The organism is uncultured Maribacter sp. (assembly GCF_963977385.1).
In the GTDB taxonomy this organism is placed as follows: domain Bacteria; phylum Bacteroidota; class Bacteroidia; order Flavobacteriales; family Flavobacteriaceae; genus Maribacter.
This window is the reverse complement of the sequence record NZ_CAXBOU010000012.1, coordinates 1-14,689: the sequence shown is the minus strand read 5'-3', so window position 1 is coordinate 14,689 and position 14,689 is coordinate 1. Positions and strand designations below refer to the sequence as shown.

The following is a 14,689-nucleotide window of genomic DNA, read 5'->3' as shown; positions in this document are numbered from 1 at the left end:
TTTCTTGTGAATCTATTCTTTAAGATACTAGGTTATCTATTTGCATTGTTATTTACAATAAGTGCAGTCTTACAATATAATGATACAGATGCTTTGCGATGGATTATTATTTATGGTATCGCTGCTTTGATTTCTTTGGCTTTTGCCTTAAACAAAATTGGTTATGTACTTCCGTTAGTATTGGGCGTGCTTGCTTTTATTGCTTTTTTATATCTATACCCTTCAGACTTTCAAGGGTTTGATTTGAATGATGGTGATATAGCTACTGTAGAGTTGGGAAGGGAAGCATTTGGTCTATTGATAATATCAATAGTGATGCTGGTATTTAGTTTTCGGATAAAAAGAAAGTTATAAATCTAAATCGAATTCTGTTCTAAGCAAATCGATAACGGGATTTTTTTCTCTAAGTTTTTCATACTTTTCTTCCGGCGTAAAAGCAAATTTTTTGGCAGTTGCTTCATTTACACTTATCTCTAAATGAATGAAATGGTTGTTCAATTTAGCTCGTAAATATTCCATTAGCTCAAACTGTTCGCGCTCAATTTCCTTTTTCATTGTTCCGTTAGGAAGCTCAATATGAATTTTAAAATCTTCCTTTAATTTTGGAACATCGGTATTTAAATTCGAAGCCAGAATTTTTTGACCTTTTCTATCTATGCTTTCAACAAATTCAGCCCAATGTTTACGTAATTCTTCTTCTGTAAAGAGGTCTTTAGGTAAGTTATTTTCATCAATTATTACCTCAATTTTATTTAGTTCGTGCTGTTTTTTCGCATTAAGGCTAGAAATAGACAGTCCGGAAACTCGCTTATTGGGTAGGTTGATTTTTATTTTATTCTGAGCAGGTTCTGCAGGAATTGTTTTCGGTTCTTTAGTAACCAAAGATGCGCTTTCAGTTTTCATTTCCTTGCTAGGAAGCTTTTCTTCCTGAGCCGGAGTAGGTTGAGTAATTTCTACACTCTTTTTCTCAATGGGAGTAGTGCTTTCACTAGTAGATTCTGATACAGCTTCCTTTATTGGAGTTTTCGGTAGTTGCTTGTAAAATGCTGCAGGCGCAATGAAATCTATTGTTTTATTGTGTAGTGCTACTGATTCAGGATTTTTTTTTTCTCCATCAAAATCGATAGAGGCAAGTTTCATAAGGGTTAGTTCGACTAACAGTCGTTGGTTCTTACTTGTTTTATATTTTAAATCGCAATCATTGGCAATATCTAAACCTCTTAATAAGAAAGAGGTAGAGGTTCTTTTACTTTGGTCCTTATATAGTTGTTGAGCCGCTTCACCGACTTCTAATAAAGTTATAGTATCTGGATGTTGACATACCATCAAATCTCTAAAATGCGTAGCAAGTCCAGATATGAAATGATGACCATCAAAACCGAGGGATAATGTTTTATTAAAAAGTAAAAGTAATTTTGGAATATTATGCTCTAAAATTAAATCGGTAGCCTCGAAATAGGTGTCGTAATCTAAAACATTAAGGTTTTCGGTAACTGCTTTTCGAGTAAGCTCGGTTCCTGAAAAACTCACTACTCTATCAAAAATAGATAAGGCATCGCGCATCGCTCCATCAGCCTTTTGAGCTATGATATGTAACGCATCTTCTTCGGCATTTATACCTTGATTTTCTGCTATATATTTCAAGTATTTTGCAGCATCTTTAACCGTAATTCTCTTAAAATCAAATATTTGACATCTAGAAAGTATAGTAGGTATAATTTTGTGCTTTTCGGTCGTTGCCAATATGAAAATAGCATGCTTCGGGGGCTCTTCCAATGTTTTTAGAAAAGCATTGAAAGCCGATTGAGATAACATATGTACCTCATCAATGATATATACTTTGTATTTACCAACTTGCGGCGGTATACGTACTTGATCTATTAAATTACGAATATCATCAACCGAGTTATTAGATGCAGCATCTAGCTCAAATATGTTGAAAGCAAAATCTTCATTTTCTTGTTCTGTACCATCAGAATTTATCTGTTTCGCTAAAATACGAGCGCAAGTAGTTTTACCTACACCTCTTGGGCCACAGAAAAGTAAGGCTTGCGCCAAATGGTTTTGGTCTATAGCATTTTGTAGCGTATTGGTGATAGACTGCTGACCTACAACATCCTTAAAGGTCTGTGGTCTATATTTACGTGCCGATACAATAAATGGTTCCAAATTACTACTACGTTTTAAGCTATTACAAATATAAATATAGCGGTGAATTTTGAAGTGAATTAAGAATAGAGATCATCCTTAGTTATCAACAATTGCAGTACATTTGCGCAAAGCAGGCCACCTTATCGCGGAATCTCCCGAGCTTCGGGTAGAATACGAGGAAAGTCCGGACACCAGAGTGCAGTATAGCGGGTAACGCCCGTCCGCTGAAAAGTGAGGACAAGTGCAACAGAAAGCAAGTACAGTTCGGCTGTAGTGAAACCAGGTAAACTCTATACGGTGAAACGTCATGTAAATCGGTGTTTAAGAGCTGCACGCTCAAGCTGAAGGGTAGGCGGTTAGAGCCTTGGGGTAACCCACGGCCTAGATAAATGATAAGGATTTCTGAATTAGTTTCAGAGAAACAGAATCCGGCTTATGGCCTGCTTATTTTTTAGTTTTTAAATATTTTATAATTACTTTTCAAAAAAGCTAAAAACACTACCACCATATTTTCGAGAATTTTTATAGAATGGTAATTCAGCTAAACTGGTTCTGTTAGAATGTTCGATAATTAAGACACCATCTTCTAAAAGAAGTTCGTTTTCAAAAACTAATTCTGGTAATTTTTCAAAATCCGTCAATTCCATATCATAAAAAGGGTCGGCAAATATGATGTCGAATTTTTCTGTATTGCGTTGTAAAAAAGTAAAAACATCACTTTTCAATGTACGTATATTCATATCTAGAAGAGCAACCGTCTTATCTATAAATTCCACACAGCCTGTGTGTGTGTCTATAGCTAGAACATCATCTACGCCTCTAGATGAGAATTCATAACTTATGTTGCCTGTACCTGCAAAAAGGTCTAAAACTTTTAAATCTGGAAAATAATAACTGTTGTTCAATATATTGAACAAACTTTCTTTGGCCATATCTTTTGTAGGCCTTACAGGTAATTTTTTAGGAGCTATTAAATGTCGTCCTTTATGTTTTCCTGATATGATTCGCATTATATAGTATTGATTAAAGTGAAATCTATTGAAGTAGTGCCAGGTTCACCCAATTTTATTAATTGAGGTGATAACGGGGTAAAAATGCTAATATTTTGAATATAGGAATAACACAATTGAAAAATGGAGTCATCTTCTTCAATTGTGCCAAAAAGTTTTACTGTTGCTGTTTTTGGGTCCAAATCCAGTTGTTCTAAAACGAACAAGAGATAATAAGCAAAGTCCTCTTTTGTTGCGTAAAGAAAGCTATTGTAAAGTAATAATTTACGTTGGTCAAGAATGGTGATGTCTAATTGACTTTTATTGACATGAACATAACAAATAGTTTCTTGGTTTTGTGTCTGGTTGTTCATTAAAGACTGCAAAAGAACAGTACCATTATGCATATAGGTAAACTCTCCAAAAAGCTCGTATATGTAATTGTTGATGTTCATGTATGGTACATAAACATTAACCAAATCATGATTTTCAACTATATCGTACGATAGTACATCTGTAGCTAAAACTTTGGTGTTGAATTTTAGATATTCTAAAAGATGATCTGCATTAAAAAGAGATTTTGGTACAAGGCCAAACAGCGTATTACGATGTACAACTACCACTTCGTCAAATTCCATCTCGTTAAGCTGATGCTTTTGAAAAATATTTTTCAATTCATCTAATACTACGATGGGGTTTTTCTCTTCTGAAAATTCTACAGCATCAGAAATGAGTAGTTTTTGTGAAACAGTATCTGCTACACAAAAAGAAAGTCCATTCAAGCTAACCTGAATGGACAATTTCTTAAAATTTTTATCCGCTATATCTAAACGGTTATTGATCTTTTTTCTTGTCATAAACAGCAGGCCAGTTTCCGGTGGTACTTACTTCTTCTAAAGAACCAATATAAATTGATGATCCGTTAACTTCTTCTACACTTTGAGCTGCATTTTCACGGGCCAATAAATCTTTTGGTTGGTCGTATAGTATAACATTTTTGTCAACTTTAACTTCAAAAACAGGAGCTCTATATCCACTTTTATCAACAAAAGCAGATTTCATGGTGAACTTTTCGCCGTTTGGCGCAGTAGGTACATCCATTAAGGTCTTGTATCTAGGGTCTTTTTTGAAAAGAGAATCTTTCACAGATACAAATGCTAATGTATCAATAATTTTTACTTCTTTTAACAAATCAATACCATATGCTTTATCAAACTCCATGAAAGAAGAATCTCTTTGTTGAGTAATTACATATTTACCAGTATCAATAAAACGAATAAGACTATTAAAGTCATTCGCATATTTTCCATTTACAGTTCTGTAGGCATCCTGAGCATTTCGAATGTCCTTTAATTTAGCTATTACTTGAGAATAACGCTCTTGTTTAACTTCTTTAAATTTAATTGGTCCAGTGATGGAATTATAAATTAGGTATCCTAAAGCGATACACCCAACCCAAAGTACAATTTGTATAATGGTCTTCATTTTGTATGTGTTATTTTAATTTAGTGGTCTTCACAAATCTACAATTTTTTTTTAATCGTAAAAGTTTTTAGCCTAAAAATCATCTTTATCTTTGAGGACTCATGAAATCAACAACTCCCGCTTCATTTTACAGCTTACTGGAAACTAAATTTCCACATACACCAACTACCACACAATCAGTGGCTTTGCAAAAATTGGCAGAGTTTACCTTGTCTACGGTCAAGGATGAAGTTTTTTTATTAAAAGGATATGCCGGTACAGGAAAAACTACTTTAATAGGCACTTTAGTGAATAGTCTTTGGAAAGTTCAGAAGAAGGCTGTGCTAATGGCACCTACTGGTAGGGCAGCAAAAGTAATGTCGAATTACTCAAATACCCAGGCATTTACCATTCACCGAAAAATATATTTCCCAAAAAAACAAAGTGGGGGCGGAGTTCAGTTCGTTTTAGCACCAAACAAACATAGAGATACTTTGTTTATTGTAGATGAGGCTTCAATGATACCTGATACAGCAGCCGATTCTAAACTTTTTGAAAATGGTTCATTGTTAGATGATTTAATGATGTTCGTTTATTCTGGGCATAAATGTAAATTATTATTGATAGGTGATACAGCACAGTTGCCACCAGTACATTTAGTATTGAGTCCGGCATTAGACGCAGATAAGTTATCCTTGAATTACAATAAAGAAGTTATTCGATTAGAATTAGATGAAGTAGTAAGGCAAGCAGGTGATTCTGGTATTTTGGCAAATGCTACATTATTAAGAGAGCAATTACAAGGTGATTTTTTCGATGATTTTAAGTTTGATGTAAGCCCCTTTACAGATATTGTTAGATTAATTGACGGTAACGAAATACAGGAAGCTATTGATAGTTCTTATTCAGAAAATGGTAAAGAAGAAACTGCTTTTATAGTAAGGTCGAATAAAAGAGCCAACCTTTACAACCAGAATATTAGAGAACGAATTTTATTCTTGGAAAATGATATTGCCGTTGGCGATTTCATGATGGTGGTAAAGAATAATTACTATTGGCTAAAGCCAAGTTCAGAAGCTGGTTTTATTGCAAATGGAGACATAATGGAGATTTTGGAGATTTTTGATATTAAAGAAATTTACACATTTAAATTCGCAGAGGTTAAAGTGAAAATGGTGGATTATCCAAATATGGCTCCTTTTGAAACGGTATTGTTGTTAGATACTATTGTTGCAGAATCACCTTCATTATCATATGAGGATGGAAATAGGCTTTACCAAGAAGTTATGAAAGATTTTGCTCATGAGAGTTCTAAATATAAAAAGTTCTTGGGTGTAAAGAATAATAAATATTTCAACGGCTTACAGGTTAAATTTTCTTATGCAATTACATGTCATAAATCACAAGGTGGCCAATGGAATACTGTATTTGTTGAGCAACCCTATCTGCCAAATGGTATAGATAAAGAGTATTTGAGATGGTTATATACTGCTGTTACAAGGGCAAAAAACAAATTGTATCTTATCGGCTTTAAAGACGATTTTTTTCTTGATTAAGAAAAGTTTATTTTAGTGATTATGGATATGGAAAATTATCATATTTTATTATAACATGACAACCGAAACAATTTTAAGTATATTTTTAGGAATAGGATTAGCTGCCTCTGTAGGTTTCAGAGTGTTTTTACCTTTGTTTGCATTAAGTCTTGCGTCTTATTTTGGTGTTTGGAATCTGAATGAAAACTGGCAGTGGATTGGAAGTTTGGTAGCTGTTCTTACTTTAGGTGTAGCTACATTATTAGAAATTTTCGCATATTTTATTCCTTGGTTCGATAATTTGTTAGATAGTATCGCTGTGCCATTGGCCGCCATTGCAGGTACTGCGGTAATGGTTTCTACAGTGGCTGATTTAGACCCTGTAATAACGTGGTCATTGGCTATAATTGCCGGTGGAGGAACTGCAACCGCAATAAAAGGAGCGGGAGCAACAGGTAGATTGGCATCAACCGCTACAACTGGTGGTTTGGCAAATCCTGTATATGCAACGATTGAAACAGGCACGGCAGTGGTAGTTACAGCAGCATCCATATTTGCGCCTATATTGGCAGCAGTACTAGTAATAATAATCTTGGTGATAATATTTAGGATTTATAGAAGCATGCGACCAAGAACAAAAACATAAAACACATTTAATTGAAAATAATAGCAATGATTCCTGCCCGATATGCGGCATCGAGATTTCCTGCAAAATTAATGCAAGATTTGGCCGGTAAACCGGTCATTTTACGAACCTATCAAGCTGCAATACACACTAAATTGTTTGACGAGGTTTATGTAGTGACAGATAGTGATGTAATATATGATACCATTGTTAAAGAAGGTGGTTTGGCTATAATGAGCAAAACAGAGCATGATTGTGGTAGTGATCGAATCGCCGAAGCAGTGATGCAAATGGATGTTGATATTATCGTAAATGTACAAGGTGATGAACCATTTACTGATCGTGAAAGTTTGGTAGGCGTATTAAATGTCTTTCAAAATGATATTCACAAGGAAATTGATTTAGCATCTCTAATGGTTAAAATTACTGATGAAGAAGAGATTAATAACCCTAATACGGTTAAAGTAATAGTTGATAATAGAAATTTCGCTTTGTATTTTTCAAGATCACCGATTCCCTATCGGAGAGCAAAAGATGCTAATACATCTTATTTTAAGCATAAAGGAATATATGCATTTAGAAAAAGTGCCTTGATGGATTTTCAACGTTTGCCCATGTTACAATTAGAAGCAACGGAAAAGATTGAAGCCATTCGGTATCTCGAATACGGTAAGAAGATAAAAATGGTGGAGACTAATGTTCAGGGTATCGAAATAGATACACCCGAAGACTTAAAGAAAGCACAAGCCGCATGGAAATAAATTTTGATGGAATTAATGTTATCGGTTTTGATGCAGATGATACGTTATGGGTCAATGAAACTTACTTCAGGGACACCGAAGATAAGTTCGCCGATTTATTGGAGAAATATGAAACCAAGAATAAGATAGACCAAGAGCTATTTAGGACTGAAATAAAGAATTTGGACCTTTATGGTTATGGTATTAAAGGCTTTATGTTATCTATGATTGAATGTGCTTTAGAGTTATCAAATAATCAGATTTCCTCGAAAACTATTGGCGATATGTTAGATTTGGGTAAAGAGATGATTACGCAACCTGTAGAATTATTGAATGGAGTAGAAGAGGTTTTGAAAAGTTTGAAAAATAAATATAGACTAATAGTTTTGACCAAAGGAGATCTATTAGATCAAGAACGTAAATTAGAGCGATCAGGGCTTTCAGAGTATTTTCATCATGTTGAGGTATTGAGTGATAAAAAGGAAAAAAATTATAGCGATTTACTTGATCATTTACAGATAGCACCAAGTGAATTTTTAATGATTGGAAATTCATTAAAATCAGATGTATTACCATTAGTAGAAATAGGAGCTCGTGCTATACATGTACCTTTTCATACCACATGGGAACATGAAAAAGTTAACGGATCAATAGAGAATAAAGGGTATATGACAATATCTACCCTGACTGATATTCTGGAATATGTATAATGAAAATGGAATTAAAGAAAGAAACAACATTGAAGAATATACCTACTAAAGCTTCAGAGGAGTATCGAAATTTTCCTATGGTACCTAGAGTTGTCTACGGTAAAGGTAGTTTTAATAAACTCGGTGATATTTTAATGCCAAAACGGAAGCATTCAGAAGCACCCATGATTTACTTGGTTGATGATGTTTTTGAAGGTGCTGACCTTCTCAACCGAATTCCGAGTATATTTTGTGATCAAATCATTTTAATTTCAGCAGAGGAAGAACCAAAAACGGAACAAGTTGATGCATTGGTTCGCATGATATTGGATAAATATACAGAGTTACCTTCAGGCATTATTGGTATAGGCGGCGGTACCTTATTGGACTTGGCTAAAGCCGTTGCAATAATGTTGACCAATAAAGGAAGCGCTTCAGAGTATCAAGGATGGGATTTAGTTCATAAACAGTCTATTTACCATGTAGGCATACCTACTATTAGTGGTACCGGTGCTGAGGTCTCTAGGACAACGGTACTTATGGGGCCGGAAAAAAAATTAGGTATCAATTCAGATTATACCACATTTGATCAAGTATTATTAGATCCAGAATTAACAAAAGGCGTACCCAAAGAGCAATGGTTTTATACGGGTATGGACTGTTTTATTCATTGTATTGAATCTCTTAATGGTACATTTTTAAATGCTTTTAGCCAGAGTTATGGCGAGAAATCTTTAGAGCTTTGCAAAGAAGTATTTTTAGAAAATATAACCGAGTCTGAAAGTAGAGAGAAACTAATGATGGCATCTTGGCATGGCGGTATGAGTATAGCTTATTCACAAGTAGGTATGGCACATGCCATGAGTTATGGTTTGGGCTATGTTTTAGGTGTAAAGCATGGTATTGGTAATTGTTTGGTTTTTCAATATTTAGAAGAATTTTATCCGCAGGGTGTGGCAATGTTTAATGAAATGCTCAAGAAGCACCAGATTGTTTTACCAACAGGTATTTGTTCCAATTTATCAGAATCTGATATGAATACTATGACTACTGTGGCGATGGGTATGGAGCCATTATGGGAAAATGCCTTAGGTAAAAATTGGAAGTCGATTATCACGGTTGAAAAACTAAAATCAATTTACAAAAAGATTTAATCTTTAGAATTTATAAGGTTTACTTATACTAATCATATTGGTGCTATTACAACATGCAAAAATTAGCAAAATTCATCTACTTTAAAATTCTAGGTTGGAAGCTAAATGGGGAATTCCCTTCACATTTAGATAAGTTCGTAGCCATTGTTGTGCCTCATACCAGTTGGTGGGATTTTCTTTTAGGATTGTTAGTGAGAGAAGTATGGAATGAAGAGATTAATTATATCGGTAAGAAAAGCCTATTTGATTCACCCTTCGGTTGGTTTTTTAAATGGACAGGTGGTGCTCCAATTGATCGTACAAAAACCAATGATACTGTAAAAGCAACAGCTCAGGTGTTCAACGAACGAAAAAAGTTTAGATTATCACTATCTCCAGAGGGAACTAGAAAGAAAGTGGAGAAATGGAAGACAGGATTCTATTTTATTGCCAAAACTGCAAATGTGCCAATTGTATTGGTAGCTTTTGACTACGGTAAAAAGGAGGTTAAAATTTCAGAACCCATCACTCCCACAAATAATCAAGAAGCAGATTTTAAAAAGTATCATGCTTTTTTTGATGGGGTAGAGGGGAAAAATCAGTAATTGAAACTAATTCCTATAAATGTATAATTAACTTGAATCTAAGAAATTTAGATAATCGTAATATCTTAATTGATTAAGAAAGTTGTATAGCAATAAATTTATTATCTACTTTTAAATTTGGCAAATGAGATTGCTTAATTAGTATTTTTAAAATGAACTTTTTAGTTTTAAATAGTGTTTTAATAAAGGTGTTAAAGTTTGTCGATACTTACGATAAAGTCCGCTTTTAGAAAGTGGATTTTTTGTTTTGAATAAGTAAAATCTTACAGTATAAGGAGTGTGCTTTACTTTATGACCGAACGAGTTTTTTGATTGGAATCAGATAACTCAACGCTTTATCGATGAAAAAATTCGTTTCGTCGTAATTTCTTTTTGAAAATAGGTTTGTGCAAACGAAATTACATACACTTGTTTATAGTAAATATTTTGTGATTTTAGATTTTTAAGTTTAAAATTTCCCCCTACAGAAATGTTATTTATTTCGTACCCCACTTACGAAGATGAATTAACCTAGGTAAGTTATGGTTATAAAACAACCATTTTACTGAATGATTAAAATTTACCAATTTAAGACTCAGGATTATAAATTATTTGTTTTACCCGTAGTCGTATTTTATCAATTATATCTAAACCTTGAAAGTAGGCGATTTTGCTATTTTCAAGGTTTTCTTGTTCCTATTAAAAGCCAAAAAGCAACTTATTTACCAAACCACAAAATTTAAAGCACTATGAAAAAAATTACCCTACTAATAGTTATTGCTTTTACCTATCTCAATAGTATAGGTCAAACACCATGCTCTCCAATTAGTACTTTAGAATGTAATGAGGTAGGAGTTTCGCTTCCTGTACAATTGGATTTTGATGGTACGGATGGTGGAATTTTAAATACCGGTTTTACTATGGTAGATTCTCCATCATCGCCATTAGCTGAGGATGATTTGGTAAATGATGAAAATGTTACTGGGCTTATTGTCGATAATTTGACTTTGTCGGGAGGGTTGTTATCAGTTGAAGCTACAAATGGCATTAATTTTCGTCAGCTTTCGGGATCACCCAGTAGTACATTCACGAATTCTCAAATGAATGCATTAGGAGTAGGTTTTGTTGCATCCACCAATATTATTGATATTACAGCGACTATGGCACAACCTAATTTTGCAGGTACAACACCTAATAATGGATCGCAGCAAACGGGGATTTGGTTTGGTCTGAATGAGAATAATTTTGCTAAGTTGGTATTGGTTAAAAGTAATGCAACCCAACAAAAAATACAGCTAGCAATAGAGCAAGGGGATGGTACAGGGAATACGACTAATTTATCTGTTGTAGAACTTAATACGAGCAATTTTAATACTAGTGGCGTGATTTCAATAAGTTTTAGAATTTCCGTAGACCCTTCGGATAATTCCGTTACAGGGTATTATTCTCTGAATGGAGCTGCAGAGATACAGGTAACTGGCGCAACAGATTTCCTTACGGCGCCGACTAAATTCTTAGCAGGAGTGGACCATGATGTTAATGGGGCAACGGATGCATTAACCTATGCTGGAATCATGACTTCTACAAGAAATGCTACAGGCGGTTCTATGGTAATTGCCTATGATAGATTTGGATTAGCAGAAAGAGTAGAACCTACCATTAGTTTTGAAGCGCATGTAAACTTCCAGGATTCCAGCACAGAAGCACCGGCGGGTTACCTGATAGATTATGGTCAGGCTTTTCCAGCTTCCCCTGTGGAAGGGAGCTATGGCTGGAAATTATTATCCAACGGAGCCCCGATAGATGTTTCGGGTGACGGGGGAGTTGGAAGAAACCGTCTAGGTGATGGATATGCCGCCGCTTCCGATCAAGAAAAACGGGAAGGTACACTAGTGCATTTCCAAGGGGATAATATTGCTGGATGGGGAGATACTCAACCCAGAAAGAACGAGTTGTTCTGGGAATTGGAAATTCCTAACGGTATTTATGAGGTTGCTTTAGGCTTGGGAGATAAGGGGCCTGGGAATGTAGACAGTCGTCATACTGCTACCTTGGAAGGCTATACGATTATACCAGCCTTCCGTCCCAATAATACAGAGACCAGAGTGGCCACTATGATTGTACAGGTTACCGATGGTGCTTTAACCATGAATGGTTTAGGAGGTTTTAATTCCAAAATCACACATATTGATGTAGTGGAGAGCACAGGGATACCAGTAAATGGCATCTTGGCTTTTATACCTAATACCGCTAGTGAGACATTGGTAACTGGGTTAACTGGTAATTTTGTAAGTACCCTTTCAGGAGATGGAGCCACGGCAATTGCTTTAAATATAGAAGATGATCCGGTTAACACGACTGCCGATAACTTCAACGACTGGTTAAGTCTTCCAGCGACAAATGTTCCTGGAGAATTTAACTTTGGGATTGATGCCAGTACCTTAGCTGCAGCAGATACCAGAAATAACAGAATAATAGCCACAGCAGCAGGATATACTCCTGCAATTCTGGATGCTGATCTTACGGTGATAGAAGCGCCAATTGTGCCTATAGCAACTTCTTTCCGAATGAACGTGGCTGGTACAGAATATACAAAGGATGCAGACTTGTATCAGGCAGAAGATGTTTCTTACTTGGTAGAAACACAGCCTACAACGGTATCTAATACATCTTATACGCCATATACTGTTCCGGGAGGGCATGAGGATTTGTATTACCCTAGAAGATATGGTCCCGAGTTTAGTTATAATTTCCCTATCGCCAATGGCACCTATACGGTGGCCGTACATATGGTTGAGAATTTCCAAACTGCGGCAAACGCAAGAATATTTGACGTTTCCTTTGAAGGCGATGTTTTAATTGATGATTTGGACTTGTTTGCTACTTATGGAAAAGGTGGTCTAGCCATATTGAGTTTTGATGTGGAAGTAACCGATGAGGAACTTAATATCGACTTTTTAGCATCTATAAACAATGGTATAGTACAGGCTATAGAGATACTTCAAGTTACTCAGAGTGATCAAACGGACATACTGTCTTTTGTTTTGGCAGAACAAACAGGTGACGCGATTATCGATGCTACAAACCATGAAATAAGTATAGAAGTAGCCAATGGCACTCTTTTAACCACGCTATCTCCCACGATTAACCTATCCGATGGTGCAACAATAGATCCAGTTTCTGGGACTAATGCTGATTTTGACGATGGATTGGCTACCTACACGGTAACGGCAGAAGATGAAACTACAGAACAAGAATGGACTATAACCATTACGGAAGAAGTTATAGCCGCGCAACCCCCAGTAGTATTGGCGCAAACTTTTGAGATTTCAGAGTTAGCTGCGATCGGGGATGTAGTAGGTACGGTTGTAGCTACGGATGCGGATACGGATGTAGCCGACCTTACTTATGCTATTACCGCAGGTAACGGGGATTTTACAATTAATCCGAATTCCGGAGAGATTACCACAGTGAACTTACTAGATTATGCGGTAACGCCACAATATACGCTTACGGTAGAGGTAAGCGACGGGATAGATGCGACCAGTGCGGATATGACCATAGATCTTACCGATGTATGTAATCCTTTAAGTATTCTTCCATGTGAAGAAGTAGTGGTGACTTTACCGGTAAGCTTAGATTTTTCTACAGCTGTACCCAATACAATATTTGATACGAACACTTCCGGGACAGGCTTCACGGCGGTTTTAGAAAATTCGGAGGCTAGAAGAGCTGGAGATATTGCTATTTCTGATGCACGACTAAATGGGTATGAGCCATCCTTACTTACTTTAGGTGGAGGAACATTGGCAATTTTATCCCAAGGAGGGATTGCATATTTAAATCCTCCGGCTAGTAATAATAATAACAATCAAATCAATACACTAGGAGTTGGTTTTGATAATTTATCAGAGATTATTACTATAAAAACTACTTTATTAAATATAGTTACAGGAACAGATGCGGCTCAAGCTGGTATCTGGTATGGTTTTGATGAGGATAACTTTGTTAAGCTAAATGTCAACAACAATAACGTAGAACTCCGTGCAGAACGAGCCGGTATTTCGTTAAACAGTACAACGGATCAGCTTCAAGATTCCAATGTAGGCGCCTCTGGAGAGGATGTTGTTTTGGAAATGGTAATAGATCCAACGGCCTTTACGGTAGAATCTTTTTATACTATAGGAATTGGAACAAGAACTTCTTTAGGTACTTTATCGCTTCCAGCTAATTATTTTACCGGACGTGAGATCAATTCGGAAGGAGGTCAGGACAATGTTTCCTTTGCAGGAATTTTTGCCACACATAGAGCAGGTAACCAGTTTACCGCAACCTTTGACGACTTCAGTGTAGAAGCAGCTTCGACTGTCAACGAAACACCCGTGATTACTGCAAATCAAGTGTTTTCGATAGCCGAAGATGCTGTGGTAGGCACCTCATTAGGTACTGTTGAAGCTACAGATTCTGATTCGCCCAATCTTACTTATGCCATTACGGCCGGAAATGAAGATGTGATATTCAAAATCGATGAAAATACAGGTGAGATTACCACTTGGACAGCATTAGATTTTACAATTGCAAATCAGTACATATTATCTGTTCAAGTAGATGATGGAACTGACCAAGCAGTAGCAGATATAACCATAAATGTTACCGAAGTAATTGATAATACCGATTCACCTTGCAGTCCTTTTAGCACCTTACCATGTGATCAAATTGTAACAATGTTCGTTAATATACATTGTTTACAAAAGTTATAGATTAGAGTTTACACTAAGT

The 14,689-nt window shown here is 35.8% G+C and carries 12 protein-coding genes and 1 other RNA gene; 9 read left to right on the top strand and 4 right to left on the bottom strand.

The genetic code is table 11. From position 1 onward, the window contains the following. The first annotated feature begins 6 nt into the window (after positions 1–6). Positions 7–354 (top strand): transmembrane 220 family protein, encoded by a 348-nt coding sequence (locus tag AAC084_RS13005; RefSeq protein ID WP_339840640.1) that lies wholly within the window; start codon positions 7–9, stop codon positions 352–354. Here AAC084_RS13005 and AAC084_RS13000 read toward each other — a convergent pair. After that, positions 349–2,169, bottom strand: a complete 1,821-nt coding sequence (locus AAC084_RS13000) for a DNA polymerase III subunit gamma/tau (protein WP_339840639.1) — start codon at positions 2,167–2,169, stop codon at positions 349–351. The genes AAC084_RS13005 and AAC084_RS13000 overlap by 6 nt on opposite strands. A 109-nt stretch (positions 2,170–2,278) precedes the next feature. On the opposite strand from AAC084_RS13000, the gene rnpB reads away from it, so the two are divergent. After that, positions 2,279–2,602, top strand: an RNA gene (rnpB, locus tag AAC084_RS12995) — RNase P RNA component class A. Between the two features lie 22 nt (positions 2,603–2,624). Here the strand turns inward: rnpB and AAC084_RS12990 are convergent. From AAC084_RS12990 to AAC084_RS12980, 3 genes are read right to left on the bottom strand one after another with little or no spacing between them, the layout of a single operon-like run. After that, positions 2,625–3,161: an RsmD family RNA methyltransferase gene (locus tag AAC084_RS12990; RefSeq protein WP_339840638.1), complete on the bottom strand. Its 537-nt coding sequence runs from the start codon at positions 3,159–3,161 to the stop codon at positions 2,625–2,627. Beyond that, the gene (locus tag AAC084_RS12985; protein ID WP_339840637.1) at positions 3,161–3,997 is read right to left on the bottom strand and encodes a DUF3822 family protein; all 837 of its coding nucleotides are present in this window, start codon (positions 3,995–3,997) and stop codon (positions 3,161–3,163) included. The genes AAC084_RS12990 and AAC084_RS12985 overlap by 1 nt, the downstream gene beginning before the upstream one ends. Next, the gene (locus tag AAC084_RS12980) at positions 3,975–4,625 is read right to left on the bottom strand and encodes a hypothetical protein (protein WP_339840636.1); all 651 of its coding nucleotides are present in this window, start codon (positions 4,623–4,625) and stop codon (positions 3,975–3,977) included. Before AAC084_RS12980 ends, AAC084_RS12985 begins: the two co-directional genes overlap by 23 nt. Before the next feature lie 101 nt (positions 4,626–4,726). On the opposite strand from AAC084_RS12980, the gene AAC084_RS12975 reads away from it, so the two are divergent. The 7 genes from AAC084_RS12975 (at position 4,727) to AAC084_RS12945 (ending at position 14,670) form a co-directional block, all read left to right on the top strand. Next, positions 4,727–6,160, top strand: coding sequence for an ATP-binding domain-containing protein (locus AAC084_RS12975; RefSeq protein ID WP_339840635.1), 1,434 nt, complete (start codon positions 4,727–4,729; stop codon positions 6,158–6,160). Positions 6,161–6,215: 55 nt separating this feature from the next. Next, a complete protein-coding gene (locus AAC084_RS12970; protein ID WP_339840634.1) occupies positions 6,216–6,785 on the top strand; it encodes a DUF4126 domain-containing protein in 570 nt (189 codons plus the stop codon). Positions 6,786–6,811: 26 nt separating this feature from the next. Continuing rightward, positions 6,812–7,525: a 3-deoxy-manno-octulosonate cytidylyltransferase gene (gene kdsB / locus AAC084_RS12965; protein WP_339840766.1), complete on the top strand. Its 714-nt coding sequence runs from the start codon at positions 6,812–6,814 to the stop codon at positions 7,523–7,525. Then, entirely contained in the window at positions 7,516–8,214 is a 699-nt protein-coding gene (locus AAC084_RS12960; protein ID WP_339840633.1) for an HAD family hydrolase, read from the top strand. The genes kdsB and AAC084_RS12960 overlap by 10 nt, the downstream gene beginning before the upstream one ends. A gap of 5 nt (positions 8,215–8,219) precedes the next feature. After that, positions 8,220–9,347, top strand: a complete 1,128-nt coding sequence (locus tag AAC084_RS12955) for an iron-containing alcohol dehydrogenase family protein (RefSeq protein ID WP_339840765.1) — start codon at positions 8,220–8,222, stop codon at positions 9,345–9,347. A gap of 53 nt (positions 9,348–9,400) precedes the next feature. Next, positions 9,401–9,931: a 1-acyl-sn-glycerol-3-phosphate acyltransferase gene (locus AAC084_RS12950; RefSeq protein ID WP_339840632.1), complete on the top strand. Its 531-nt coding sequence runs from the start codon at positions 9,401–9,403 to the stop codon at positions 9,929–9,931. A gap of 728 nt (positions 9,932–10,659) precedes the next feature. After that, positions 10,660–14,670 (top strand): cadherin domain-containing protein, encoded by a 4,011-nt coding sequence (locus AAC084_RS12945; protein ID WP_339840631.1) that lies wholly within the window; start codon positions 10,660–10,662, stop codon positions 14,668–14,670. Positions 14,671–14,689 lie beyond the last annotated feature (19 nt).